Source organism: Halomonas sp. (assembly GCF_031581305.1).
Lineage (GTDB): Bacteria > Pseudomonadota > Gammaproteobacteria > Pseudomonadales > Halomonadaceae > Halomonas.
Map to the genome: position 1 here is coordinate 1 of NZ_JAVLBC010000010.1, position 25,658 is coordinate 25,658.

Annotated in this window: 25 protein-coding genes, 1 other RNA gene and 1 pseudogene; 10 read left to right on the forward strand and 17 right to left on the reverse strand. The window is 67.6% G+C overall.

Going from position 1 to position 25,658, the window contains the following annotated elements; all coding sequences use genetic code 11:
- Together RI841_RS01925 and RI841_RS01930 are read left to right on the forward strand one after the other, a co-directional pair.
- A pseudogene (locus tag RI841_RS01925) lies at nucleotides 1-468 on the forward strand (aspartate carbamoyltransferase); the annotation flags it as partial.
- 94 nt (nucleotides 469-562) lie between these two features.
- Entirely contained in the window at nucleotides 563-1,210 is a 648-nt protein-coding gene (locus RI841_RS01930) for a hypothetical protein (protein ID WP_310703844.1), read from the forward strand.
- Nucleotides 1,211-1,220: 10 nt separating this feature from the next.
- Here RI841_RS01930 and ruvX read toward each other — a convergent pair whose 3' ends face one another.
- The 8 genes from ruvX to RI841_RS01970 all read right to left on the reverse strand — a co-directional run bounded on the left by ruvX (nucleotide 1,221) and on the right by RI841_RS01970 (nucleotide 6,932).
- A complete protein-coding gene (gene ruvX / locus RI841_RS01935; protein ID WP_310703846.1) occupies nucleotides 1,221-1,664 on the reverse strand; it encodes a Holliday junction resolvase RuvX in 444 nt (147 codons plus the stop codon).
- Between the two features lie 34 nt (nucleotides 1,665-1,698).
- Nucleotides 1,699-2,271 carry a YqgE/AlgH family protein gene (locus RI841_RS01940; protein WP_310703847.1) on the reverse strand — a complete coding sequence of 191 codons (573 nt, stop codon included), beginning with the start codon at nucleotides 2,269-2,271 and terminating at the stop codon, nucleotides 1,699-1,701.
- 17 nt (nucleotides 2,272-2,288) lie between these two features.
- Entirely contained in the window at nucleotides 2,289-3,215 is a 927-nt protein-coding gene (locus tag RI841_RS01945; RefSeq protein WP_310703848.1) for a TonB family protein, read from the reverse strand.
- Nucleotides 3,216-3,234: 19 nt separating this feature from the next.
- Complete coding sequence (gene gshB / locus RI841_RS01950) at nucleotides 3,235-4,200, reverse strand: glutathione synthase (RefSeq protein WP_310703851.1); 966 nt, start codon at nucleotides 4,198-4,200, stop codon at nucleotides 3,235-3,237.
- A gap of 228 nt (nucleotides 4,201-4,428) precedes the next feature.
- Entirely contained in the window at nucleotides 4,429-5,142 is a 714-nt protein-coding gene (locus RI841_RS01955) for a S1-like domain-containing RNA-binding protein (protein WP_310703852.1), read from the reverse strand.
- Between the two features lie 51 nt (nucleotides 5,143-5,193).
- Entirely contained in the window at nucleotides 5,194-5,940 is a 747-nt protein-coding gene (locus RI841_RS01960; protein ID WP_310703854.1) for a 16S rRNA (uracil(1498)-N(3))-methyltransferase, read from the reverse strand.
- Nucleotides 5,941-5,953: 13 nt separating this feature from the next.
- Nucleotides 5,954-6,478, reverse strand: a complete 525-nt coding sequence (secB, locus tag RI841_RS01965; protein WP_310703855.1) for a protein-export chaperone SecB — start codon at nucleotides 6,476-6,478, stop codon at nucleotides 5,954-5,956.
- A 31-nt stretch (nucleotides 6,479-6,509) separates the two neighbouring features.
- On the reverse strand, nucleotides 6,510-6,932 hold the full coding sequence (locus RI841_RS01970; RefSeq protein ID WP_310703857.1) for a rhodanese-like domain-containing protein: 423 nt from the start codon (nucleotides 6,930-6,932) through the stop codon (nucleotides 6,510-6,512).
- Nucleotides 6,933-7,150: 218 nt separating this feature from the next.
- Between RI841_RS01970 and gpmI the strand changes: the two genes are divergently transcribed.
- The 3 genes from gpmI to RI841_RS01985 all read left to right on the forward strand — a co-directional run bounded on the left by gpmI (nucleotide 7,151) and on the right by RI841_RS01985 (nucleotide 11,280).
- Nucleotides 7,151-8,725: a 2,3-bisphosphoglycerate-independent phosphoglycerate mutase gene (gene gpmI / locus RI841_RS01975; RefSeq protein ID WP_310703858.1), complete on the forward strand. Its 1,575-nt coding sequence runs from the start codon at nucleotides 7,151-7,153 to the stop codon at nucleotides 8,723-8,725.
- A gap of 21 nt (nucleotides 8,726-8,746) precedes the next feature.
- Nucleotides 8,747-9,904 carry a peptidoglycan DD-metalloendopeptidase family protein gene (locus tag RI841_RS01980; RefSeq protein WP_310703859.1) on the forward strand — a complete coding sequence of 386 codons (1,158 nt, stop codon included), beginning with the start codon at nucleotides 8,747-8,749 and terminating at the stop codon, nucleotides 9,902-9,904.
- Between the two features lie 71 nt (nucleotides 9,905-9,975).
- The gene (locus RI841_RS01985) at nucleotides 9,976-11,280 is read left to right on the forward strand and encodes a S41 family peptidase (RefSeq protein WP_310703860.1); all 1,305 of its coding nucleotides are present in this window, start codon (nucleotides 9,976-9,978) and stop codon (nucleotides 11,278-11,280) included.
- Here the strand turns inward: RI841_RS01985 and RI841_RS01990 are convergent.
- The 4 genes from RI841_RS01990 to RI841_RS02005 all read right to left on the reverse strand — a co-directional run bounded on the left by RI841_RS01990 (nucleotide 11,258) and on the right by RI841_RS02005 (nucleotide 15,858).
- Entirely contained in the window at nucleotides 11,258-12,529 is a 1,272-nt protein-coding gene (locus tag RI841_RS01990; RefSeq protein ID WP_310703861.1) for a UbiH/UbiF/VisC/COQ6 family ubiquinone biosynthesis hydroxylase, read from the reverse strand. The genes RI841_RS01985 and RI841_RS01990 overlap by 23 nt on opposite strands.
- 101 nt (nucleotides 12,530-12,630) lie before the next feature.
- Complete coding sequence (gene ubiH / locus RI841_RS01995; protein WP_310703863.1) at nucleotides 12,631-13,842, reverse strand: 2-octaprenyl-6-methoxyphenyl hydroxylase; 1,212 nt, start codon at nucleotides 13,840-13,842, stop codon at nucleotides 12,631-12,633.
- A gap of 67 nt (nucleotides 13,843-13,909) precedes the next feature.
- Nucleotides 13,910-15,244: a Xaa-Pro aminopeptidase gene (gene pepP, locus RI841_RS02000; protein WP_310703866.1), complete on the reverse strand. Its 1,335-nt coding sequence runs from the start codon at nucleotides 15,242-15,244 to the stop codon at nucleotides 13,910-13,912.
- A gap of 35 nt (nucleotides 15,245-15,279) precedes the next feature.
- Nucleotides 15,280-15,858 carry a YecA family protein gene (locus tag RI841_RS02005; RefSeq protein ID WP_310703867.1) on the reverse strand — a complete coding sequence of 193 codons (579 nt, stop codon included), beginning with the start codon at nucleotides 15,856-15,858 and terminating at the stop codon, nucleotides 15,280-15,282.
- A 162-nt stretch (nucleotides 15,859-16,020) separates the two neighbouring features.
- Here RI841_RS02005 and RI841_RS02010 point away from each other — a divergent pair, with 162 nt between their 5' ends.
- The 3 genes from RI841_RS02010 to RI841_RS02020 all read left to right on the forward strand — a co-directional run bounded on the left by RI841_RS02010 (nucleotide 16,021) and on the right by RI841_RS02020 (nucleotide 17,198).
- Nucleotides 16,021-16,320: a cell division protein ZapA gene (locus tag RI841_RS02010; protein WP_310703868.1), complete on the forward strand. Its 300-nt coding sequence runs from the start codon at nucleotides 16,021-16,023 to the stop codon at nucleotides 16,318-16,320.
- Nucleotides 16,321-16,371: 51 nt separating this feature from the next.
- Nucleotides 16,372-16,556: non-coding RNA, 6S RNA (gene ssrS / locus RI841_RS02015), on the forward strand.
- Between the two features lie 9 nt (nucleotides 16,557-16,565).
- Complete coding sequence (locus tag RI841_RS02020; protein WP_310703870.1) at nucleotides 16,566-17,198, forward strand: 5-formyltetrahydrofolate cyclo-ligase; 633 nt, start codon at nucleotides 16,566-16,568, stop codon at nucleotides 17,196-17,198.
- Nucleotides 17,199-17,598: 400 nt separating this feature from the next.
- Here the strand turns inward: RI841_RS02020 and ilvA are convergent, their stop codons facing one another.
- Complete coding sequence (gene ilvA, locus RI841_RS02025; RefSeq protein ID WP_310703871.1) at nucleotides 17,599-19,113, reverse strand: threonine ammonia-lyase, biosynthetic; 1,515 nt, start codon at nucleotides 19,111-19,113, stop codon at nucleotides 17,599-17,601.
- 153 nt (nucleotides 19,114-19,266) lie between these two features.
- Here ilvA and rpiA point away from each other — a divergent pair, with 153 nt between their 5' ends.
- Nucleotides 19,267-19,941 (forward strand): ribose-5-phosphate isomerase RpiA, encoded by a 675-nt coding sequence (gene rpiA, locus RI841_RS02030; protein WP_310703873.1) that lies wholly within the window; start codon nucleotides 19,267-19,269, stop codon nucleotides 19,939-19,941.
- Nucleotides 19,942-19,963: 22 nt separating this feature from the next.
- On the opposite strand, the gene waaA is transcribed toward rpiA, so the two are convergent.
- From waaA to RI841_RS02045, 3 genes are read right to left on the reverse strand one after another with little or no spacing between them, the layout of a single operon-like run.
- Nucleotides 19,964-21,265, reverse strand: coding sequence for a lipid IV(A) 3-deoxy-D-manno-octulosonic acid transferase (gene waaA / locus RI841_RS02035; protein ID WP_310703874.1), 1,302 nt, complete (start codon nucleotides 21,263-21,265; stop codon nucleotides 19,964-19,966).
- Nucleotides 21,265-22,695, reverse strand: a complete 1,431-nt coding sequence (gene hldE, locus RI841_RS02040; RefSeq protein ID WP_310703876.1) for a bifunctional D-glycero-beta-D-manno-heptose-7-phosphate kinase/D-glycero-beta-D-manno-heptose 1-phosphate adenylyltransferase HldE — start codon at nucleotides 22,693-22,695, stop codon at nucleotides 21,265-21,267. Before hldE ends, waaA begins: the two co-directional genes overlap by 1 nt.
- Nucleotides 22,692-23,783: a glycosyltransferase family 9 protein gene (locus tag RI841_RS02045; protein WP_310703877.1), complete on the reverse strand. Its 1,092-nt coding sequence runs from the start codon at nucleotides 23,781-23,783 to the stop codon at nucleotides 22,692-22,694. Before RI841_RS02045 ends, hldE begins: the two co-directional genes overlap by 4 nt.
- On the opposite strand from RI841_RS02045, the gene RI841_RS02050 reads away from it, so the two are divergent.
- Nucleotides 23,782-24,528, forward strand: a complete 747-nt coding sequence (locus RI841_RS02050; protein WP_310703878.1) for a 3-deoxy-D-manno-octulosonic acid kinase — start codon at nucleotides 23,782-23,784, stop codon at nucleotides 24,526-24,528. The two genes, RI841_RS02045 and RI841_RS02050, sit on opposite strands and share 2 nt — an antisense overlap.
- On the opposite strand, the gene RI841_RS02055 is transcribed toward RI841_RS02050, so the two are convergent.
- Nucleotides 24,498-25,637, reverse strand: a complete 1,140-nt coding sequence (locus RI841_RS02055; RefSeq protein WP_310703879.1) for a glycosyltransferase family 4 protein — start codon at nucleotides 25,635-25,637, stop codon at nucleotides 24,498-24,500. The two genes, RI841_RS02050 and RI841_RS02055, sit on opposite strands and share 31 nt — an antisense overlap.
- Nucleotides 25,638-25,658 lie beyond the last annotated feature (21 nt).

A 25,658-nucleotide genomic window follows, 5' to 3' on the forward strand; every position in this document is an offset into this window, starting at 1 on the left:
CTGGTGGCGCCGCCCGGCCTCGAGATGCCGAGCCACCTGATCGAGCGGGTCAGCCGCCAGGGACTCAGCGTGGAGGTCCGCGAAAGCCTGGCCGGCGACTTTTCCGACGTGGATGTGGCCTACACCACCCGCATCCAGAAGGAGCGCTTCACCGCCGAGATGAGCGAGGGCTTCAATCTCTCCCGGGACTTCACCGTGGATCGCGCCTTTCTGGACAGTCGCTGCAACGCCTCCACCATCGTCATGCACCCCCTGCCCCGCGACAGCCGCCCCGAGGCCAACGACCTGGACGTGGACCTCAACGGTGACCCGCGCCTGGCGATCTTCCGCCAGACCGACAACGGCATCCCGGTACGCATGGCGATCTTTGCCACCCTGCTCGGGGTCGAGGCACTCATCGACAAGAACCTACGTGACGTCGCCTGGTTCGTCCCCGAGCGCCTGGGCGTTGACGACGCCGCTTTCTGAGCGGACTGCAGGTCGCGACCGATCGCCTATGCTGGTGGGGAACGACAATCCGCGTCGCCGCTCATGGCGACCATCGCCTGGAGACATGACACCGATGAACCTGAAGCGTGCGTATCTGTTGCTGTGTGGCTTCTACACCCTGCTGATCCTCATCGGCGCCATTGCCCTGCTGGTGGGCGGAGGCTCGCTACTCGCCGTGATCCAGTTGGGCGTAGGGGCGGTCGTGGTGATCGGGCTGTGGGGCTATTTCCTGGGCAGGGGGTTCATGAACCCCCGTATGTGGCGTCCACTGGCGGGGCTGCTGGCGCTGGGCATCGTCATCCAGCTGATCGCGGTGTTCACGGCGCACCTCTCCGCCGCGGCGATGACCTGGACCCTCACCACGGCCATTTTCTCGGTACTGCCGATGATCTTCCTGTATCGCTACGGCAACCGTGACCAGCTTCTATGGGCAACACCCGAGGAGCGCGAGGGCGGCAAGATGCTGGGAGAGCTTCTCGAAGGGCAGCGGGAGTTGATGGTCGAGAAACAGGCCGACGACAGCCAGGCAACCGTCAAGGTCAGCAAGGCGGATGACGCCTATCTGGCCAGCGTGGAGCGATCGCGGGAAGGGAATGTCGAGGCCTTCGAGGAGCGTTTCCGCTGCCCGGCAACCCTGGCGTTCTTCATCGAGAAGTTCACCTGCCTCTCGGTGAGCGACTTCGTCAGGAAGTACCGCGACAACGACGCCAACCCGGCCTGAGCGAGCGGCATCAGCGCGGTGGCAGGCCTTCGCGACGGGCGAACCAGCCCTCCAGGATCAACACCGCGGCGATGCCGTCGACCCCTTGGTCGCGATAGTTGCCGCGGTGGCCGGCTTCCCGGGCGAGCGACTTCGCCTCGCGGGTAGAGCCGCGCTCATCGACCATCTCGCAGGGAATGCCATAGCGACCATAGAGGCGCTTGCCGAACTTGCGCGCTCGAGTGCTCATGACCGACTCGCTGCCGTCCATGTTGAGCGGCAGCCCCACCACGAAGAGGTCCGGGCGCCACTCCTCCATCAGTCGCGCCACCTGCGTCCAGTCGGGGATGCCGTCACGGGCCGGCAATGGATCGAGCTCCCGGGCACTGGCGAGCAGCTCGTTGCCCACCGCCACGCCGATGCGCCGAGTGCCGAAGTCAAAGGCCAGGATGAGTCGCGACCCGGTAACGGCCATCACGCCGGCTCCGTCATCACGCGCCGACCCTTCATCAGGAGTGCCCCGCCTCGCGGGTCATCAGATTCAGGTCGATGCCCAGTATGCCCGCGGCGGCACCCAAACGCTGCTCGGGCGGCACCGTGAAGAGGATGTCGGCACGCCCCTCCACCGTAAGCCAGGTATTCTCCTTGAGCTCGGCCTCCAGCTGGCCCGACTCCCAGCCGGCACAGCCCAGGCAGATCAGGAACTGCTCGGGCCCCTTGCCGTCCGCCAGCGCCTGGAGGATGTCCATGGAGGTGGTCAGGGCGATGTCATCGGCGACCTGGATGCTGGAATCCCAGGCATCGCTGGAGCCGCGATGCAGGATGAAGCCGCGATCCTTGTGGGTCGGTCCGCCATAGTAGACCGGCGCATCGCGATGGGGGCTCTCGTCGCCGCCCAGCTCGAGCTGCTCGAAGAGCGCGTCCAGGGTCAGCTCCAGGGGCCGGTTGACGATCACGCCCATGGTACCGTTCTCGTCATGGTCGCAGAGGTAGCTGAGGCTGCCGGCGAAGTTGGGGTCTTCCAGGTGCGGCATCGCCAGCAGGAAGTGGTTTTTCAAGCCGAAGTGTTGCACGGATTGCATGAGACTCCCCGGCGAACCTATTGCACGCCGTAATGATTGCCTTGGCCGAACCGCCAGACCCGAGTGATGGACAGGCTGTCCAGGTTGCCCATGCCCCGGTCGAAGGGACGATAGGGGGCGGCACCGTGCACCGTGTCCAGGGCCGCCTGGTCGAGTTCGGCATGTCCCGAGGATTGTACCACCTCTGCCTGGCGAACCTGACCGTCGCGGCCGATCACCACCCGGATGCGCAGCTGTCCCTCCAGGTGACGCGGCGCCGGATGTACCCGGTTGCCGTAATCCTCGACCCGGCGGGTCCAGTCATCGATGTAGCGCGCCTCAGCAGCCTGCTGGGCAGCCTGGCGCCCCTCCCCCGGCTGCTCCCCGGCGAACTCCGACGAGAGCCCCTGCTCGCGGATGCTGGAGGTGGCCTGGGCGAGCAGATCGCGCCCCGAAGCGGAGGGGGCAGAAGCAGTGGGCGGTGCCGAGGCCTCGGCCGACTGGGGGGCACTGTCGCGAGGCTCGGGCGTCGCCTCGGCCTCGCGGGAGACCTCGGCCGCGGGAGGCTCGTCCGCCTCGCTGGCACGCTCGGGGTCGGGGCGGGCCGCCTCCTCCGGCTCGGCCGGCGTGGCCGGATCCACCTCGGGTTCTGCGGCCTGCAGCTCGGGCAGTTCGTCCATGGGCGCGGCTCGGGCCTCCGCCGGGGCCTGCTCCTGGGGCGTGCCGGCCGCGCGCTGGTCGGCCTCGGCGATAGCCGCGGCCTCCATGGCCACCGGCGAAGGCCGGCTCACCAGTACCACGTCGAGACTGGTGCGCTCAACAGGGGCCGGCGCGAACTGGCGGCTGGCCACCACGCCGATGACCACCAGATGCAGCAGCAGCGCCAGCGTCCAGGCCAGCCAGTACCGGTACGGACGGGTGACCGGGGCATACTGGATGGGGTCGCTGAGGGGGCTACTCGTCATGGACCAGAGGCCTCCCGCTTCAGCGTCGCTCGCCGAGACGGCACTGGATGGCGTCCATCAGCTGGCCAGCGATATCAGTACCGCGCTGGTCATCGATCTCGCGCACGCAGGTGGGGCTTGTGACATTGATCTCGGTGATGTAGTTGCCGATCACGTCGAGGCCGACGAACATCAGTCCCTTCTCGCGGACCATCGGCTGGACCTGTTCGATCAGCCAGTGGTCGCGGGCGGTGAGCTCGCGACTGGTCCCAGTGCCGCCGGCGGCCAGATTGCCGCGGGTCTCGCCGGCCATGGGCACACGGGCCAGGCCGAAGGGAACGGGCTCGCCATCCACCAGGAGGATGCGGGTATCGCCCTCGGTGATCTCGGGGATGTAGCGCTGGGCCATGATCTGGCGCCTGCCGCGCTCGCTCAGCATCTCGATGATGGCGCCCAGGTTGCGGCCCTCGGGGCGCACATGGAAGATCCCGGTGCCGCCCATGCCGTCCAGCGGCTTGAAGATCACCTCCCCGTGTTCGGCGTGGAAGTCACGCAGCACGGCCTCGTTGCAGGAGACCAGGGTCGGGGTGCAGCACTGGGGGAACTGCTGGGCAAAGAGCTTCTCGTTGCACTCCAGCAGCGCCTGAGTGGGGTTGACCACCAGCACGCCCTCGCGCTCGGCAAAGCCCAGCAGGTAGACGGCATTGAGGAAGTAGCCGTCGACCGGCGGGTCCTTGCGCATCAGGATCACGTCGAGCTCGGCCAGGGGCGCCACCTCGGGTTCGCCCAGGTCATACCAGTGGCCGGGGTTGCGATGCACCTCCAGCGCGCGCATCCGGCCGAAGGCGCGCCCCTCGCGCAGGAAGAGGTCCTCCTGCTCCAGGTAGTGCAGCGACCAGTCGCGGTCCCTGGCAGCCCACAGCATGGCCAGGCTGGTGTCCTTCTTGTAGGTGAGATCGGCGATGGGATCCATCACCACGCCGATCTTCAGCGCGCGCTCGCTCATCAGGGAAGAGTTCCGGGTAGCAGGAAATGAATGAGACCAGTATGCCGCAGGGCTGGCGGGGCACCAAATTGCCAAGCCAGCATCGCTCGGGGGATATATCCGGGGGCAGGCCTACAAGGAGGCGCTGTAAACCCCTCCCTGGGCGCTACCGACGCCATCCATGGCGTAGGACCTCCTTTTCGTCCTGCCCCCGGCGCCCCTCGCTCTAAGCACCAGAATAGTCCTGCGCTAATCCTTGTTCGCCACTAATCGGATGCCGATGGGCTCTAAGGTGATCAGATGACGCTTGTAGAGGCGACCGATGGCCTGCTTGAAGGCGTTCTTGCTCACCCCCAGCCGCGCCTTGATCTCCGCCGCGTCGCTCTTGTCGCCCAGCGGCAGGTAACCACCGCTCTCGCGCAGGGCCTTGAGCACCTGTTCGCCCACCACATCCAGCCGAGCCTCGCCCGGCGGCAAGAGCGAGAGATCCAGCCGGCCGTCGTCTCGCAAGCGCTTCACGTAGCCGGTAACCCGCTGGCCGCGTCGCAGTGGTCGATTCACGTCATCGCGGTAGAGCAAGCCCCAGAAGCGATGGTTTACCACCGCCTTGACGCCCAGGTCGGTCGCCTCGGCGATCACCAGTGACACCGCGTCGCCTGCTTGCAGGCCCACGGCCTCATCGGTGATGAAGCGCTCGAGCTTCTGGGAGGCCACCGGCCGGCCCTGCTGGTCTTCGTAGATCATCACCAGCACCCGCTTGCCCACGCTGGGACGGAAGCGCTGCTCGCCATAAGGCAGCAGCAGGTCGCGGGGGTGGCCCCAGTCGAGGAAGGCGCCGGTGTCGTTGACGGTGACCACCTCGAGGTAGGCCACGTCGCCGATGGCCGCCCTGGGAGCACGATAGTTGCGCGTGCCGGCCGGACGCGGCGCGGTGGATGGGCGACGGTCTCGGGAATCGGGCATGGGGGAGCTCCGGTAAGGGGGCAGGGGCAAGGCGTCGGGATGAGTCAAGGCTCACAGATCCCCGAAACGGGATTGCAGCAGCGACAGCGCCACCACCGGCGCGGTCTCGGTGCGCAGGATTCGCGGACCGAGGGACAAGGGGGCGAAGCCGCCGGCCAGGGCCGCCTCGACCTCGGCCTCGGAAAGCCCCCCCTCCGGGCCGATCAGCAGGGCGGCGGTGGCGGGCGCCTCTCGCTGTTCCAGGGACCCGGCGGTACCGGGATGCAGCACCAGGCGCAGCGCCTCGTCGCGGCCCGCCAGCCAGTCGGCCAGGCCGATGGGGGGATACACGGGGGGCAGAGTCGCGCGACCGCACTGCTCGCAGGCGCTGGCGGCCACGGCCTGCCAGTGGGCGAGCTTCTTGGACTCGCGCTCGCCCCTGAGGCGCACGTCACCGTGCTCGGTGTAGAGCGGAGTGATTGCCGCCACGCCGAGTTCGACCGCCTTCTGGATGGCATAGTCCATGCGGTCTCCCTTGGAGATCGCCTGTCCCAGGTGCACCGCGAACGGCGATTCGCCGGCGCCGGGGACCACGGCCTCGATGCGCGCCACCACCCGCTTGCGGGTGGCCTCGGCGATCACCGCCCTGGCCTCCAGGCCGGCGCCGTCGAAGAGCAGCAGGGGCGCCCCCTCGGCCAGGCGCAGCACCCGGGCCACGTGGCGGGCCGGCCCCTCGGGCAGAACGACATCGCCGCCGACGGTAAAGTCGGCGGCGATGTAGATGCGCGGGGCCTTCACGCGCGGAACGTCCACTGACATGGACCCATCACGCTTACTGGGTTGCCTGCTCGCCCGACTGCTGGGCCTGCTCAGCCTCGCGCTTCTTCTTCTGGGCGTAGATCGCCTCGAAGTTGACAGGCGCCAGCATCAGCGGTGGGAAGCCACCTCGGTTGACCAGATTGTCGATGCACTCGCGGGCATAGGGGAAGAGCATGTTCGGACAGAAGGCACCCAGGGTATGGTCGAGCTGCTGGCCCTCGATGCCGCTGATGCGAAACAGGCCGGCCTGCTCGATCTCGGCCAGGAAGGAGGTGGTGCCTTCCTCGCTATGGGTGACCTGAGCGGTAACCTTGACGACCACTTCGTAGAGGCCTTCCCCGACCTGGCGACTGGTGGTGTTAAGGTCCAGGCCGACCTTGGGCTTGAACGGCTGCTGGAAGACCGTCGGCGAGTTGGGCGCCTCGAAGGAGATATCCTTGACGTAGATGCGCTGCAGGGCGAACTGCAGCTGGGGCTTGTCCTGCTCGCCGGCCGCCTGGCCGTTGGCGCCGGCGTTCTGGTTGTTCTCTTCCGCCATGGGAAAGGTCCTTTGATTCAATGAACGAAATTTACTTCCTGACGACCGGCAGGCCATCAGCCTGCCACTGGGCCATGCCACCCTTGAGCTTGAGCGCTCGCTCGAAGCCCGCCTTGGTCAGCTTGGCCTGGGCGGCGCCAGCACTCTGGCCGTGCTTGCAGGCCACGATGATCGGCTTGCCCTTGAACTTCTCGAGTTCGCGCATGCGCTCGTCGAGCTTGCTCTGGGGGATGTTGCGCGCCCCGGCGATATGGCCCGCCTTGAAATCGCCGGCCTCGCGGAGATCCAGTACCACGGCGTCCTCGCGATTGATCAACTGGGTCGCCTCGCCGGAGGTCACCCCTCCGCTGCTGCTGTTGCGGACCTCGTAGGCGATCCAGGCGGTCAACACCAGCAGGAAGGCCCCCACCAGCAGCGGGTGATTCTGCACGAATTCGAACAGCTGATCGATCATGGGTTGGGCTAACTCTTTTCTCGGGTGCACGGTGAACGGGGCCGGCCAGTCGCGGCGGCGCCCAGTATACACGAAGCCACGGCAGACCGCGGCCCGCGGGCCGCTCAAATGACGTCCGGCGGTGCCCTGCGATATGATGCCGCAAGCAGATGCAAGTCGCGACCCCGGTGACCCTCATGTGCCTGCCGGGGCAGACAAGGACAAGAGAGGCCCTCCCCATGACCGACCCCCAGACTCCTACCCCTCGCCCGGTGGCACTGATCATCCTAGACGGCTATGGCCACAACGAGGACGCCAGTGACAATGCCGTGCTCGCCGCCCGTACCCCGGTGATGGATCGTCTGTGGCAGGAACAGCCGCACACCTTGATCCATACCGACGGCCGCCACGTGGGCCTGCCGGACGGCCAGATGGGCAACTCCGAGGTCGGCCACATGAACCTGGGGGCCGGACGCATCGTTTACCAGGACTTTACGCGCATCACCAAGGCCGTCGAAGACGGCGATCTTGATACCATCGATGCCCTGACCGCGCCGATCGATGCCGCCGTGGCCGCCGGCAAGGCGGTGCACTTGCTGGGCCTGCTCTCGCCGGGCGGCGTGCACAGCCACGAGGACCACTTCCTGGCCATGGCCGAGCTGGCCGCGCGCCGCGGGGCGCAGCAGATTCACGTCCACGCCTTCCTCGACGGCCGCGACATGCCGCCCAAGAGCGCCATGGCGTCGCTCGAGCGCACCAATGCGCGCCTCGCCGAGCTGGTCGGCCCCGAGAACGGCTTCGTGGCCTCGATCATCGGCCGTTACTACGCCATGGACCGCGACAACCGCTGGGATCGCGTCGAAAAGGCCTACCGCCTGATCACCGAGGGCAAGGGCGAATTCGAGGCGGTCGGAGCCGAGGAGGGACTTCGCCGGGCCTACGAGCGCGACGAGACCGACGAGTTCATTACCGCCACCAGTATCCGCCCGAGCGGCACCCCGGTGGCCATGGCCGACGGCGATGCCGCCATCTTCATGAACTTCCGCGCCGACCGCGCCCGGGAGCTGACCCGCGCCTTCGTCGAGGATGACTTCAGCGGCTTCGAGCGCCGGGCACGGCCGACGCTCGCCGCGGACGGCCTGGTAATGCTGACTCAGTACGCCGCCGACATCCCGGCCCCGGCAGCCTTCCCGCCGGCTGAGCTCGTCAACACCCTGGGCGAGGTGATGGAGAAGCGCGGCCTGACTCAGCTGCGCATCGCCGAGACCGAGAAGTACGCCCACGTCACCTTCTTCTTCTCCGGCGGCCGCGAGGAGGAGTATCGGGGCGAGACCCGGGTGCTGGTGCCCTCCCCCCAGGAGGTGAAGACCTACGACGAGAAGCCCGAGATGAGCGCCGAGGAAGTCACCGACCGGCTGGTGGAGGCGATCGATGCCGGAAAATTCGATCTGATCGTCTGCAACTACGCCAACGGCGACATGGTCGGCCATACCGGTGACTTCAATGCGGCTGTCCAGGCGATCGAGACGGTGGATGCCTGTGTCGGCCGAGTGGTGGAGGCGATCCAGCGTGCCGGCGGTGCCTGCCTGGTCACCGCCGACCACGGCAACGCCGAACAGATGGTCCATCCCCAGACCGGGGCCCCCCAGACCGCCCATACCACCTTCGAGGTGCCGCTGATCTATGTCGGCGAGCGGCCGGCACGGCTCGCAGAGGACGGCAGCCTGTGTGACATCGCTCCGACCCTCTTGACGATAATGGATCAACCGATCCCCAAGGAGATGACCGGTCGGGTGCTGATCGAGCGCAACTGAGTCGGTCACGGAGGGCAGGGAATGGCGAAAGGCGTCGCGACGCTCGGCGCATGGTTGCCAGCGCTGATGCTGGGGCTGTGCCTGGCTCCTCCGCTGGCCGCCCAACCCTCCGAGCGCGAGGCACAGGCGCGCCTCGATGCTCTCGGCGAGGAGCTCCGGGCCGCCTCCCGGCAGCTCTCCACCACCCGGGAGGCCCGGGACGAGGCCAGCGAGGCTCTGCGCGAGGTGGAGACCGCCCTCGCCGAGACCCACCGCCGTCTCGATGCCCTGCAAGCCGAGCGACGCACCCTCGATGACGAGATCGCGACCCTCGGGGCACACCGCAAGCAGCTGGCCGCCGAACGCGCCGAACAGGTCGAGGCCCTCTCGGCCCAGCTCGATGCCCTCTATCGCCTCGGCCGCACGCCCCAGCTCAAGCTGCTGCTCAACCAGGACGATCCGGCGCAACTCGATCGCCTGCAGCACTATCTCAACCGCCTGGCCCGTGCCCGCAACGAACGCCTCGACGAACTGGCGAGACTCGATACCGAGCTGGCAAACAATCGCCGGGCACTGGCGCAGCGAGGTGAACGTCTCGAGGCCGTGGCCATGGAACTTGCCGAGCGAAGCGCCACCCTGGCCGAGCAGATGGATGAGCGTGCTGCCCTGGTGGCCAGGATGGACGAGCGCTTCGCCAGTGAACAGGCTCGCCTGGCGACGCTCGCCCAGGATCGCGCCCATGCCGAGCGCACCCTGCGTGAGGTACAGAACCAGCTGGCTCGCCTCGAGCGACCGCCCCCCTCCACGGCTATCGAGCAGACGCGAGGCGAGCTGCCCTGGCCGGTGCAGGGCAGCATTGCCTCCACCTTCCATGAGGGGGCGGGCGTTCATCGCAACGGCCTGCTGATTCAGGCCGCTTCAGGCACCCCGGTCAGGGCCGTGCACGCGGGGCGGGTGGTGTTCGCCGACTGGATGCGCGGCTTCGGCAACCTGCTGATCATCGATCACGGTGACCGGATCATGACTCTGCATGCCCACCTGCAACACTTCAGCGCCGGAGTAGGCGCTGCCGTCTCCCGCGGCGATACCCTGGGCGCAGTGGGCGACAGCGGCGGTCAGCAGCGACCCGGGCTCTACTTCGAGGTGCGTCTCGGCGGCGACCCCATCGACCCTCGGCGCTGGATCGCCCGCCAGCCGTAAGGTCCTGCTATTCCATAGGCGCCCGGGCACGGGCTATGCTGGGCGGCCACCACCGGAACCGCGGAGTCTGCATGTCCCTACGTCCCGACGCTCTGCCCACCGTGACGCGCCGCCTGCTGTCGGTGCTGTTGCCAGCCGCCCTGCTGGCGCTCACTCCCCTTTTCGCCGTCGCACAGGACCAGCACCAGGACGATGACCTGCCGGTCGCCGAGATCCAGGCTTTCGCCGAGGTGTTCGAGCGCATCAAACGCGCCTACGTGGAGGAGGTCGAGGATGCCGACCTGCTGCGCAACGCCATGCGGGGCATGCTCAGCGAGCTTGACCCCCACTCCGCCTACCTTGACAGCGAGGAGTTCGAGAGCCTTCGCGAGTCGACCCAAGGGGAGTTCGGCGGTGTGGGGATCGAGGTAGGCATGGAGGATGGCCAGCTGACGGTGATCACCCCCATCGACGACACACCGGCCTCCCGGGCCGGCCTGCAGTCCCGGGACAAGATCCTGCGCATCGACGACACGCCCACCGACCGGCTCTCGCTGCAAGAAGCCGTCAACCTGATGCGCGGTGACCCCGGCACCGAGATCCGCCTGACCATCCTGCGCCAGGGCGAGAGCGCCCCCCTGGAAGTCACCCTGACCCGCGAGGTCATCCGCACCGAGAGCGTCAAGAGCGAGCTGCTGGAGGCAGACTACGGCTACCTGCGGGTCAGCCAGTTCCAGACCCGCACCGGTGAGCAGGTCAGCAGCGCCATCCGCCGCCTGGAACGCGACGGGCCGCTCAAGGGCCTGGTACTCGACCTTCGCAACAACCCCGGCGGGGTGCTGCAGGCCGCGGTGGACGTGGCCGACGCCTTCCTCGACGAGGGGCTGATCGTCTACACCGAGGGGCGTATGCCAGACAGCGAGATGCGCTTCTCGGCCGGTCGCGAGACGGCGGCGGCCAACGTACCGCTGGTGGTACTGATCAACAGTGGCAGCGCCTCGGCGGCGGAGATCGTCGCCGGCGCGCTGCAGGACCAGCGCCGCGGCGTGGTGATGGGCACCGAGAGCTTCGGCAAGGGCTCGGTGCAGCAGATCATGCCACTGGGCAACGGCGAGGGGCTCAAGCTGACCACGGCGCTCTACTTCACTCCCGACGGGCGCTCGATCCAGGCCCAGGGCATCGAGCCCGACGTGGAGGTGATTCGCGGCCGCCTGCAGGTGGCCGCGGGCAGTGGCCTGGACGTGCGCGAATCGGACCTGGAGGGCCACCTGCGCTCCCCGGACGAGCAGCGCACCCGTAGCGAGATGAGCGAGCGCCTGCGCGAAGACTACCAGCTCGGCGAGGCCCTTAACCTGCTCAAGGCCCTCAACGTACTCAGCCAGCGTCGCGGTGGCTGAGGGGACGGCAGGCACTCGGCAAGCGGCCGCGATGGCCTGTCGCCTGCTGCATCAGCAGGCGCTTGAGCGGCTCGAGCCGGTCGACGCCGGAAAGCCCCAGGTTACGTGCCAGGATGAATACCGGATGGCGCGCGCCGAACAGCAGCCGAAAGCCGTCCATCAACGCCAGCATGGCCGCATTGTCGCCGCGCCGCCGCCGGGCGTAGCGACCCAGCAGCGTAGCATCGCCCGGTGTTAGCCCTCGTCGCCGGCCCGCGACCACCTCCTCGGCGAGCACCGCCGCATCCATCAGCCCCAGGTTGACCCCCTGGCCCGCCAGGGGATGGATGCTGTGTGCCGCATCTCCCACCAGAGCGAATCCCGGCAGCACGTAGCGCTCGGCATGGCGCTGGGTAAGCGGCACCGCCAGCGCCCGGTCCGTCACCGTCACCTCGCCCAGCCGATGCTCGATGGCCGCCGCCAGCTCCTGACCCAGCGCTTCCCCGGGCAGGGCCACCAGGCGCTCGGCTTCCTCCGGAGTGGTGGACCAGACGATCGAGCAGTGGCGGTCGCTGCCCTCGACATGCAGCGGCAGGAAGGCCAGCGGTCCCGTGGGGAGGAAGACCTGGCGCGCCACGCCGCCATGGGCGAGGCGGGTACGCACCGTGGTGACCACGGCCACCTGGCCGGTATCGCGGGAGTGGACGCCGATGCCGGCCATCATCCGCAGCGGTGACCGGGCCCCGTCGGCAGCCACCACCAGCGGGGCCGTCAGCCGACGGCCATCTTCCAGCAGCACCGTCTGCCCGGCGTCGCCTGCCTCGAGCCCGGCCACCCGGGCACCGAAGCGCGTCTCGATGCTCGGCAGCTCGGCCAGGCACGCCTCCAGCGCCGCCAGGGTGACGTCGTTCTCCACGATATGCCCAAGCACCGGCACCCCGGCCTGGTCGGCGGAAAAGTTCACCTCGCTGCTGCCCTCGCCATCCCAGACCTGCATGAAGCGGTAGGGGCTCACCCGGCGCGAGGCCATCCACGCCCACGCCCCCAGCCCCTCCAGCAGCTGCCGCGATACCGGGGTCAGGGCACTGACCCGCATGGAGGGCGGCCCCTCGCCCACGGTATCGCGGTCAAGCGGCGCCTCGCGGGCATCCAGCAATGCCACGTCCAGCCCGGCCCGGCCCAGAAGGCAGGCCAGGGCCGAGCCCACCATGCCGCCACCGACGATGATCACCTCGAACGGCGCCGACGCCTGTCCCTGTGCTGTGCTCATGGCCTCTGCCCCTTGTGTTGGCCCCGATGGCCATGCTGACTGTTCACTCTACCGCTTCCCAAGGTTCGTCCCCTTCGTTACTGCGCCTAACGCTCCAGCCGCTATCGTTCCAGCCCCATGGCCCGGCGAGCCAGGCCGCGCCGCAGTGGCCCCGCCAGGTTCAATCCCACCAGACCCGCCGCTCTGGCATGGGAGAGCAGGGGAAGATCGAGCCCGAACAGGCGAATCAGGCCGTCGCTGAAGCGGATGACGTTGTCACGGTCAGCATCTCGGCGCGCCTCGAAGTCCTGCAGGACCACCGTGCTCCCCGCGGTCTCCCCCCGTTCGATGCCGGCCCCGATGGCGGCCACCAGATCCATGACGCCGCGCAGCGCCAGGTTGAAGCCCTGTCCAGCCACCGGGTGCAGGGCATGGGCCGCATTGCCCAGCACCGCCAGCCCGGGGCGAGCGGTCTCGCGGGCGGTGATCAGCGCGAGTGGATAGGCATGGCGGCGACCCACCCGCCGGAAGTGTCCGGCCCGGTCCCCGAAGGCCTGCTGCAGCTCGGCCAGGAAGTCCCCGTCGGACAGGGCCAGGCGGCGTTCCTCCTGGCCGCGCTCATGGGTCCAGATCAGTTCCATGGCCTGACCCTGGAGGGGCAGCAGGGCGATGGGCCCTGCCGACGTGAACCGCTCATAGGCGACGCCCTCGTGGGGACGGCTGACCTCGACGCTGGCGATCAGCGCCACCTGGTCATAGGGCCGCTCATGGCTGTCGATCCCCAGCCGCTCCTTGAGTCCCGAGCGCCCGCCATCGGCGAGCACCGTCAGCCCGGCCTCCAGCTCGCTGCCGTCCGACAATTGCAGCCGATAGCCCTCGGCAACCGGGTGGATCGCCTCGACCCTCGCCGGACAGTGCCAGTCCAGCGGCAGCTCGCTCAACCGATCATGCAGCACGCGCCCCATCCAGGCATTGGGGATCACGTACCCCAGGGCCTCGACGCCGAGCTCCGCGGCACGCAGCCTCGTCACGCCGAGGCGGCCCCGTTCGCTGACATGGATGGTGCGGATCGGGGCGGCCATCTCGGCCATGCGCTCCCAGACACCGAGGTGGGTGAAATGCCGGGCGGAGCCACCGGCAATGGCGCTGGCTCGGGCATCGAAGCTGGGCTGCCATGGCTCGTCCAGCTGTGGCTGCAGCGGCGCCGCCTCGATGACTGCCACCCTGAGCCCCGCTCGCTCGACAAGCGCGGCCAGGGCACAGCCCAGGCTGGCGCCCACGAGGCCGCCACCGATGATGGCGATATCCACCTGCGACTGCGATGTCGAGCCCATGGCAGGCACTCCTTTATTTCATAATGTACATTACATAAATGTATGTCAGGCGGTCTTCACCTGATCATTACCTGTCCATCAAGGTTTCGATATCTGCCACCCGCTTGGGCACATCCGCGGTCAGCACCTCATGACCGTCGGCGGTCACTGCCACGTCATCCTCGATACGGATGCCGGTGCCGCGGAAGACCTCGGGCAGGTCGTCATCGGCGGGCACATAGAGGCCGGGCTCCACGGTGAGCACCATGCCAGGCAGCAGGGCACGGGGCTGGCCTTCGAGGCGGTAGGGGCCCACGTCATGCACGTCGAGTCCCAGCCAGTGGGAGGTCGAATGCAGGTAGAAGCGCTTGTAGCTGCCATCGTCGATACGCGGCTGGACCTCGCCCTCCAGCAGCCCCAGCTGGATGAGACCGGCGGTGAGGTCGTGGACCACGCCCTCGTGGATCATCGCCAGGGTCGCGCCGGGACGGATCGCCGCGATGGCGCGCTCCTGAGCGGCCAGCACCACCTCGTACAGGGCTTGTTGGGCCTCGGAGAAGCGACCGTTGACCGGGAAAGTGCGGGTTATGTCGCCGGCATAGAGGTCGAACTCGGCGCCGGCATCGATCAGTACCAGCGCGCCATCCTCCAAGGGGGCCTGATTCTCGATGTAGTGCAGCACACAGGCATTGAGGCCGCCACCGACGATGCTGGCGTAGGCTGGGCCACTGCCGCCCTGCCAGCGGAACTCGTGCTCGAGCTCGGCCTGCAGCTGGCGCTCCATGAGTCCCGGGCGCGCCGCGCACATGGCCCGCACATGGGCTCGGGCAGAAATCGCCCCGGCATGACGCATCAGGGCGAGCTCAGCCTCACTCTTGCACAGGCGCTGCTCGTGGATCAGCGCGCTGACGTCGGCGAAGGCCGATGGCGCCACCGCCCCGCGACGTGCGCGGCCGGCCAGTTCGCCGCGCACCTTCTCGGCGAGCGCCAGGGCCTCGGCATCGTCCAACGGCAGGTAGAGCGCGTGACGACCGTCGAGCAACTCGGCCAGTCGCTCCTCGCGCTCGGCATTCTCGAAGGCCTGGTCGATGCCATGCTCGCCCACGGTGCCCTCGGCGCCCCGGCGGATGCCGGTCCAGGCTTCCCGTGCCGGGTCGCGGTCCTGACAGAACAGCACGCTCTCCCCGGCCTCACGGCCAGGCAGCAGCAGCAGCAGAGCCTCCGGCTCGGGAAAGCCGGTCAGGTAGTGAAAGTCGCTGTCCTGGCGGAAGGGGAACTCGCTGTCTCGCGAGCGAGTGACCAGCGCAGCACCGGGCAGCAGGACGGCACTGTCGTCGGGTAGCCGATCCATCAGGGCCCGACGTCGGGCACGGTACTCCTCATTGGTGATCGGGGCGGGGCGGGGCAACGTTTCGGGATGCATCACGGCTCCTGACTGAGTGGGTTCTCTTATCGGCCTCAGTGGCGGGTGGGCTCGTCGACCTGCTCGACCTGCGGCTTGCCGGGATGCTGCTCGGTATAGAGCAGCATGGCGGCCATTCGCGCATGCTCGGTGAGCGCGAAGAGGTCATTCTCGTTCTCCGGGCTGTCCTCGATATCGGTCTCGATACGCGTCAGGCCCTGGAGATCCTCGAGGGCCTCGCGCAGGGCCGGCGACCAGGCATCGCGCGGCGCCTCGCCAGCATCGGCCACCACCTCGAGGAAGCCGAGGGTCCACTCCTGCAGCCCCATGGCTCGCTCGCCCAGGGAATAGAGCTCGTCCGGCAACAGGGGCTCGAAGTTGAGCTCAGCGGCGGAGAGGGCCTCGAGGGTCTGGCGGCGCCAGCCCAGCAGCCGCTCGGCACTGGGCTCGTCGCGAGGCTGGTCGACACCGAGACTCAGGCAGACCTCTTCCAGCCAGGCCTCGGCGGTCAGGTCATGTAGTGCAAGCTCGGCGCAGAGGCGCCCGTCGAGGAAGGCCGGCGACTGCATGCTCCCATGGAGCAGGAAGGTGTCGGCAATGGTCGAGAAGTCCTGGCGTTCGTTGATCAGTGACATGGCAAGATCCGCTGATGGGGCCGCCGGGCGCGTTGACCGCCCGCAAACGGCTCTCTTATAGTGACTGGCATTATTTCTCCGGCCTCGATGTTAACGCATCAGCTCCCCGTGACGCGCACCCGGCGTGCGACTCCCTTCCCCTGGCCCTTTCCGGAGCCTGCCATGACCGAGCCTAAACGGCCCACCACCGAAATCACCCTTCTGGAGCGCAGCTATGCCATCGCCTGCCCACCGGAGGAGCAGGACAAGCTGGAGCGAGCTGCCCGCTACCTCGACCGCGCCATGCAGGGCATCCACTCCCGTGGCCGGGTGATCGACCGGGAAAAGATCGCCATCATGGCGGCCCTCAACATCGCCCATGAGCTGCTCGAGGCCCTGGATGACCAGCGAGCCGGCGAACAGAGCCTGAGCGAACTCAATGCCCGCCTCGAGAAGGCGCTGGACGCCATGCCCGCGCGCTGAGCCGACACAATCATCCCTTTGGCCCCGCCCGTGCCTCTGGTAGGATGAAACTGTTCCCTGGGGTGTTTGCCAGTCGTTATCGTCCCTCGAGCCTATGCGCATTACCCAGGGGGCCAAATGCTAGCCGAACCCGTGTGCATGTCCGTGCGTCGGAAAGCCTGACGGTTCGGCTGCGGCCACCCACCTTGAACCACTGGGTTCAAGGGCCAGAACGACAGCGGCACTCTGGGGAACTCTGATCCGACATGATTCACATGCAGGATACCGCCGCCGACCTCTTGACCGCCGATACCCGTCGCCGGTTGAGATACGAATTGCGTCATCGCCGACGCGCTTTGAGCGTCAATGAACGCCGTGACGCCTCCGAACGCCTCTGCCGACATCTGCGACAGCTGCCCGAGATCCAGCGTGCCCGCCGCATGGCCCTCTACCTGCCCAATGACGGCGAGATCGACCCCACCCCGTTGATTCCCTGGCTCGAACGCCGCGGCACCCGTGTTCACTTGCCGGTCCTCAAACCGCTCTCCCGCAACCAGCTGTGGTTTGTGCACTACCACTCAGGCACGCCCATGATGGCCAATCGTTTCGGCATCCCGGAGCCCGAGACCCGCTTTGGGGCGCATCGTGCGCGGCGCACGCCCGCCTGGGCGCTCGATGTGATCCTGCTGCCGCTGGTGGGATTCGACGCCCGAGGGCAACGCATGGGTATGGGAGGCGGTTTCTATGACCGCACCCTGGCGTTCACCCGCCGACCGGGGCCGCGCCCTCGTCTGATCGGCCTGGCCCATGACTGCCAGCGGGTCGAGCGACTCCCCGCTGCACCCTGGGACGTACCGCTGGACGCCATCGTCAGCGATGCCCGGGTGATACGACCCTGAGGCCACCCCACACGAACGACGACGGCCGATGCAGATGCATCGGCCGTCGTCATCAGGCGGTTCCGGTCGTGACGCTCTCCACCCGGCTCAGGTAGATTCAGCCACCCGCCAACGCCTGGGCATAGCCAGTCGCCACGACCCCGATGCCGAAGACCAGCACCAGTGCCATGACCAGATCGGGCTTGCGCTTCATTGTGGACTCCGTGGAGACAGGACCGCGAGGGTCGGTGTGGATGTTGTTGTTTTGTCACCGCGAACGGTGGCGATAACGCGATGACTATAGGGGCTCATGCCTGCGTATGACAACCGGCATGCTTAGAGTGTTACATTTTTAAACACTCGAGAACCCACGGCTGCATGGTGAGTCAGCGCTCACTCATCATGTCGCAACTCACCGACGTCAGGCCATGAACAACCGATAGGCCGCATTATCGCTCTCTTTCCAGAAGCGATAGCCGATGGCGTCGAAGTACTCCTCGACGTGGGTGCGGTCGTCGTTGGGCACCTGCATGCCGACCAGCACCCGGCCATAGGCGGCCCCGTGGTTGCGATAGTGGAACAGCGAGATGTTCCAGTCGTGGGGCAGGTGGGTCAGGAAGTTCATCAATGCCCCGGGGCGTTCCGGAAACTCGAAGCGATAGACCTCCTCGTCGAAATGCGCCTTCGGCCGACCGCCGCCCAGATGGCGGATGTGCAGCTTGGCCAGCTCGTTGTCAGTGAGGTCCTCCACGGGATAGCCGGCACCTCGCAGCTTGTCGATCACCGCCTGGCGGTCCTCTCCACCGGGTTTCACCTGGACGCCGACGAAGATATGGGCCTTCTCCGGGTCGGCATAGCGGTAGTTGAACTCGGTAACCATCCGCTTGCCGATAGTGCGACAGAACTTCTTGAAGCTGCCGGGCTTCTCGGGAATGGTCACGGCAAGGATCGCCTCGCGCTGCTCGCCCAGCTCGGTGCGCTCGGCGATATGCTGCAGGCGGTCGAAGTTGGTGTTGGCCCCGGAGTTGATGCAGACGAGCGTCTGGTGCTCGGCCCCGGTCTGCTGGATATACTTCTTGAGCCCCGCCAACGAGAGCGCCCCGGAGGTCTCGGAAACCGCCCGGGTATCCTCGAAGATGTCCTTCACCGCGGCACACATCTCGTCGGTGTTGACGGTGATGACGTCATCGATCAGGTCGCGAATGATCGAGAAGGGTACCTCCCCGATCTGCGCCACGGCCACGCCCTCGGCAAAGACGCCGACTTGATCCAGCACCACGCGCTCTCCCGCTGTCAGCGCCGCCTTGAGGCATGCGCTGTCCTCGGATTCCACCCCGATCACCTTGATCTCGGGCCGCAGATACTTGATGTAGGCGGCCATGCCGGCAATCAGACCGCCGCCTCCCACTGGCATGAAGATGGCATCGATCGGCCCACCATGCTGGCGAAGGATCTCTACAGCAATGGTGCCCTGGCCGGCGATGACATCGATGTCGTCGAAGGGCGGAATGTAAGTGTAGCCGTGTTCCTGGATCAGCTCCTGGGCATGGGCCGCCGCCTCGGCGAAGGCATCGCCCTTGAGCACCACCTTGGCGCCCCGCGCCCGCACCGCCTGGACCTTGATCTCCGGCGTGATGCGGGGCATCACGATCACCGCCTTGACGCCCATCAGCTTGGCCGCCATGGCCAGCCCCTGGGCATGGTTGCCCGCCGAGGCGGCAATCACGCCCTGGGCCTTCTGCGCCTCGCTGAGCTGGGCCATCTTGTTGTAGGCACCACGGATCTTGAAGGAGTAGACCGGCTGCAGGTCCTCGCGCTTGATCAGGATCTGGTTGTTGAATCGGCGGGAAAGAAAGGGGGCCGGGGAGATAGGTGTTTCCCGGGCGGCCTCGTAGACCCGGGCCTGGAGAATCTTCTTGACGGTAGCTTCGAGCATCCTGATATCCCAGAAGTGACGCGAGGGGCGCCGTGGCCGGCGCCGCGAGGAACCCTTATTGGTAGCATTGCGGCGGCCATGGCGTCCAGCACCCACCGCCGGCATCGCCTATAATGGCGCGGCATCCGCCATCCACCCGACAGCGAGCACGACATGACCCAGGACGAACTCAAGGACGCCGTGGCCGCCGCCGCCATTGATGAGATCCGCCCCCACCTCGAGCGTGACACCATCCTCGGCATCGGCACCGGCTCCACCGCGAACCGCTTCATCGACCGGTTGGCGGCCCTACGCCATGACTTCCGCGGCGCCGTGGCGAGCTCCGAGGCCAGCGCCGAGCGCCTGCGCGGCCACGGCATCGAGGTCTTCGAGCTCAACGAAACGGGCACCGTGCCTTTCTATATCGATGGCGCCGACGAAGTGAACACTCACCTTCACATGATCAAGGGGGGCGGTGCAGCCCTGACCCGGGAGAAGATCGTCGCCGCCTGTGCCGAACGCTTCATCTGCATCGCCGACGCCTCCAAGAAGGTCGAACAGCTGGGCAGCTTCCCGCTGCCAGTGGAGGTGATCCCCATGGCCCGCTCCTACGTGGCCCGGGAGTTGGTCAAGCTGGGGGCCGATCCGGTCTACCGCCAGGGGGTAGTCACTGACAACGGCAACCAGATCATCGACTGCTTCGCGTTCATGATCGACGACCCGGTGGCCATGGAGGCACGGCTCAACGCCATCGTCGGGGTGGTCACCAATGGCCTGTTCGCGGCGCGCGGTGCCGATGTGCTGCTGATGGGCACCGAGCAGGGCGTAGAGCGACTGCTGCCCGCCTGACCCCACACTCCGAAGTGAACACTCACTTCACCCGTATGAGCCATTCCAGACCTTCCAGGGTGCGCGCCAGAGCGCCACGATTGGCCGTGACCACCTCGCGGCCGGCCTCGGCGAGGCGGAGACGCTCCGCCCGGTCGTCGAACAGGTGCTGCAGTTCGGCAGCCAGCGTCTCGGGGTCTTCGACTTCCACCAGGGCGCCGGCTTCGCGCATCACCACGGCCACGTCCTCGAAATTGGCCAGCGCCGGCCCGGTGAGCACCGGGGTGCCCACGGCGGCCGGCTCCAGCAGATTGTGTCCGCCGATGGGCACCAGGCTACCGCCGACGAAGGCCAGGTCGGCCGCGCCATAGAACGCCAGCAGCTCCCCCATGGTGTCGCCCAGGTAGACCGCCGTGTCGTCCCCGGGCCACTCGTCGCGGGACCGCCGCGCGAGCGTCAGGCCCATCTGGCGGCAGAGCTCGGCCACGGCGTCGAACCGGTGGGGGTGGCGCGGCACCAGGATCAGCAACGCCCGGGGAAGCCCTTCGCGCAGGCGGGCATGGGCGGCCAGCACCTGCTCGTCCTCGCCGGGGTGGGTAGAGCCGGCCACCCAGATCGGCCGCCTGCCGAATCGGGTGCGCAAGCGCTCACTCACCTTGCGGACCTCGCCGCCGGTGCCGATATCGAACTTCAACGAGCCCACCACCGTAGTGCGTTCCACCGCCATGCCCAGCTCAATGAAGCGCCGGGCATCGGCTTCGGACTTGGCCGCCAGCCAGGCCACATGGCTCAGGGCCTCCGCCATCAGGGGGCGCAGGCGGCGATAGCCCCGGAAGGCGCGAGACGAGAGACGGCCGTTGACCACCGCCACGGGCACCCCCGCCCGGTCACAGGCGGCCAACAGGTTGGGCCAGAGCTCGGTCTCGAAGAGGATGGCGAGTTCGGGGCGCAAGCGGGCGATGAAGCGGTGGGCCGCACCGGGGAAGTCCAGTGGCACGAAGTGATGGCTCACTTCGCCTTTATCCTGCGAGCCATGGCGATTCCCTGCCAGTGCCAGCACCCGCTCCGCCCCGGTGGCGGTCATGGTGGTGATGACCAGGCGGTGACCGGGCCAGCGCTGCCCGAGCGCCTCGATCAAGGGCCGGGCGGCCTGCACCTCGCCCACCGAGGCGCAGTGCAGCCAGAGGGTGCGTTGCCCCTTGGCGGAGGGCGGGATAAGGCCCAGCCGCTCTCGGCGCGGCCGCCCGGGCAGCTGCTCGCGCCAGACGCGTCGCCAGATCAGCGGCGCGAGAAGGTAGAGGATCGCCGCATAGCCCCGACGGACCCAGGGACGTGGCGTCGACATCAGGTCTCGCGATCGAGGATGGTGGAGATCATCGCCGTGGTGGAGACGCCATCCTCGAAACCCAGCACCCTGACCTCGCCCCCCGCCTCGCGGACGGCCGCGCCGCCGGCGATCTCCTCGGGGCGATAGTCACCGCCCTTGACCAGCACATCCGGCAGAACCGCTTCGATCAACCGCTGAGGCGTGTCCTCGCCGAAGGGTACCACCCAGTCAACGGCGCCCAACCCGGCCAGCACCTGCATGCGCCGCACCAGGGGATTGATGGGACGCTTGGGGCCCTTGAGACGGCCAATGGAGGCATCGTCATTGACCGCTACCACAAGCCGATCGCCGAGGCGGCGGGCCTGCTCCAGATAGGCGACGTGGCCGGCGTGCAGGATGTCGAAGCAGCCATTGGTCATTACCACCCGCTCGCCGCGGGACTGGGCGGCACGCACCGCCTCGATCAGCGCGGGCTCCTCGATCACCCCGAACTCGGCCAGCTTGTCGCCATGCAGGGCGGTATAGAGCTCGGCAATGGACAGAGTCGCAGTGCCAGGCTTGGCCACCACCAGGCCGGCGGCCAGGTTGGCCAGGGTCATCGCCTCGGCAAAGCCGTGCCCAGCCGCCAGCGCCAGGCCCAGTACGCCGATCACGGTATCGCCGGCCCCGGTGACGTCGAAGACCTCACGGGCCCGGGTGGGCAGGTGCAGCGGCTCGTGCCCCTCGCGAATCAGCGTCATCCCCTTCTCGCTGCGGGTGATGAGCAGCGCCTCCAGCTCCAGCTCGGCGCGCAGCGCCTCACCCTTGGCGGCGAGCTCGGCGTCGTCCCGGCAGGGGCCCACCACGGCCTCGAACTCGCCCAGATTGGGGGTGATGATGCTGGCCCCGCGGTAGCGACGGAAGTCGCTGCCCTTGGGATCCACGAGCACCCGCTTGCCGGCGGCCTTGACCAGTTGGATAAGCGCCTCGACCCGGTTGAGGGTCCCCTTGCCGTAGTCGGAGAGAATCACCAGGTCACAGTCGGCCTGGGCCGCCTCGACCATTGCCAGCAGCCCGGTGGTGTCGACATCGCCGAGTCCCTCCTCGAAGTCCAGGCGGATCAGCTGCTGGTTGCGGCTCATCACGCGCAGCTTGGTGATGGTGGGAATACCGGGGCTGCGGTCGAAGTGAGTGCTTACTCCGGCATCCTCCAGCCGGGAGGCCAGCCGGGAGGCATTGTCATCGTTGCCCACCAGGCCGGCCAGGGCGGCATGGCCGCCCAGAGAGGCGATGTTGAGGGCCACGTTGGCGGCACCACCGGGGCGGTCCTCGGACTCGTCAACCCGTACCACAGGCACCGGCGCCTCCGGAGAGATACGCGAGGTGCCGCCATGCCAGTAACGGTCGAGCATGACATCACCCACCACCAGCAGGCGGGAGCGCTCCAGAGCGGTCAGGTCAAGCTTCATCGGGGGGACTCCGTGTCCTGTGGGGTCTCGGGTTGGGCCAGCAATGCTTCGAGGCACTCGATCACGTCCTCGGTACCAATCAGCGACATGGCGTCGGGATGACGGACCCGCTGGCCCCAGGGGAGTTCCGCGGGCTCCTTGTGCAGGAAGGTGCGAACGGCGTCCGGATAGCGGTCGACCACGAACGCGCGCCAGCGGTAGGGGCCGGCACGGTCAGGGTTGGTGGTGGCGTAGAGCCCCACCACCGGGGCATTCAGGGCATTGGCCATGTGCACCGGGCCCGAGTCCGGGGCGATCACCGCCCGGCTCCCCCGGATCAGTGCCAGCAACCCCTTGAGCGAGGTCTCGCCGATGACATCGAGCACCACCCCGTCAGGACAGAGGGCCTGGATACGCTCGCCGAGCTGGCGCTCCTGGGTGCTACCACCGCCGGTAAGCACCGTCTTCAGGCCATGCTGGCGCCAGGCATGCTCGATCACTGCCGCATAGCCCTCGGCGGACCAGTTGCGGAAATTGCGCAGGCGCGGGTTGGCACACGGGCTGATCAGCAGGTAGGGCGACTCTCCGGTAATTTCCCTCGCTTCCTCGACGGCCGCTTCGGGCACCGGCAGGTCCCAGGCCAGCGAGAGGTCCTCGACGCCCAGCAGGCGCGCGAAGTCGAGATACGACTCCAGCACATGGGCCCGGGGATGGGGCGCCAGGTGGCGCTGGGTGAACCAGTGCTGGGCGTCCTTGGCACGGGCCTTGTCGTAGCCCACCCGGACGTCTGCCTTGAGCCCCAGGGAGAGCACGCTGGCACGCAGTGCCTGCTGCATGTGCAGCAGCACGTCGAAGCGGGTATCGGCCAGCTCGCGCCACAGGGCGCGCATGCCCGCCAGCCCCGTCGCCTTGTCGTAGACGACGAACTCGACCCCGGATAGGCCCGCCAGTAGACTGTGCTCGCCCTTGCCGATGATCCAGGTGAACCTCGCCTCGGGCCACTGGCGCTGCAGGGCACGCACCGTCGGCACCAAGTTACAGACATCGCCGAGGGCGGAGAGCCGCAGTACGCAGATATGCTGGGGTCGGGCGGGCAGAGGATGCTTCATGCGGTTGACAACGTATCGAGCGGGAAAGATTTTCATTCTATATGATGCGCACAGTTTATGTGACGCCGACCGGGCGTCACAAACGGCACCGCCTATTCCCCCACGCGCCTTCGATCCCGCCTACTGGCGCGATGCCGGCCGGGTCATCGGCGAAGCCCCGGGGCGCGGGGTCAGCCTCTTCCTGGATGCCAGCCCCTTCGAAGCAGGCGCCCAGTGGGTCCTCAGGCCCTATCGTCGCGGCGGCCTTATCGCCCGGCTGAGCGACGACCGCTACCTGTGGACCGGCCTGGAACGGTCCCGCGCCTTTCGCGAGTGTCGCCTGACCGCCAAGCTCTTCGATCTGGGCCTGCCCGTGCCTCGACCAGTTGCCGCTCGGGTGACTCGCCGTGGCCTCACTTACCAGGCGACGCTGATCACCGAGCGTATCCCCGGTGCCCGCGCCCTGGCAGACCTCCTGCAGCGAGACGAGGCCGGCTCCGCGCTGCTGGCGCACGTTGGCGCCACTATCCGGCGCTTCCACGATGCCGGCCTGGATCACGTGGACCTCAACGCACGTAACCTGCTTGTCGACCCGCAGGGCGAAGTGTGGCTGATCGACCTCGACCGCTGTCGCCTGCGCCCGCAGGGTAGCTGGCAGGCGGGCAACCTGGCGCGTCTCGAACGCTCGCTGGTGACGTTCGGAGCCCCCGGAGCCATGGCGGCCATCCGCAGCGCCTATGACATATCCGCCAAGGCCTCGCCATAAGCCTCCACCAGGCCCTGCACGTGGGCCCTCAGGGTAAAGTGAGCATTCACTTTCTCTCGAGCCAGCTGTCCCAGGCGCTGCCTCAGCGCGGCGTCCCCGGCCAGCTCTCCCATGGCGTCACGCCAGGCCAGGGGATCATCGGGCGCAGCGAGGCGCCCCGTCCCGTCATCGATGAGCTCGGGAATGGCCCCGCTGTCGGCGCCGATCACGGCCTTGCCGGCGGCCATGGCTTCGATCACCGTCAGGCCGAAGGCCTCGTTGCGCGACGGCACACAGACGATGTCGAGAGCCTCGAACAGCCTCGGCAGGTCTGCCCGGAAGCCGGCGAAGGTCAGCCGCTCGCCCAGGCCGAGTTCGGCAACACGGTCGCGCAGTTCGGCTACGAAGGCTTCGCTGCTGCCCTCGTCGGCGGTCAGTCCACCGATCAGCACCCCATGCCAGGCCAGCGCCGGCTGCCTGTCCGAGAGCCGGGCCAGCGCCTCGATCCAGACGCCCTGCCCCTTGCCCGGCGTCAGCCGTCCAGGCAGGCCGATCGCCACCGCCCCGAACGGAATACCGATCGCGTCGCGCAGCGCTTGCCGCTCGGTATCGGTGAGGCGCGGCACATAGGGTGCCGGGTCGATGCCCAGATAGAGTCGCCGAATGCGCCCGGGTGGTAGCGGGAAAGCCGTCAGGTTGCGCTGTCGGGTCGCCTCGCTGATGGAAAAGACACGTGTCACCTTGCCGTAGGCCCAGCGATGGTAGAGATCCTTCTTCGGATGCGTGACCCCCATATGGTCGGTGAAGAAGAGTCGCAGGGAGGGGCGCAGGGTCACCAGCAGGGCCCCCAGACGCAGGTCGCTGGACTTGTGGCAGTGCAGCATCCGGATGTCGTGGGTCTTCAGGTATCTGAGCAGACGCCCCACCCTCAACAGCGCCTGACCACGGGAGGTCACGGTCATCGGCGTAATGCCAGCCTCGGCAAGACTGGCGGCGACCCGAGAATCTGCTAGCGCCAGACCGTGGACCTCACACCCCTGTCGCCTCAGCTCGGGTATAATGCGCGACGAATACATTTCCAGTCCGCCCCAGCCGTTCGAGAGGCAGATATGCATGACCTTGCAGGACAAGGGGATCTCCTTTGCGGTGAC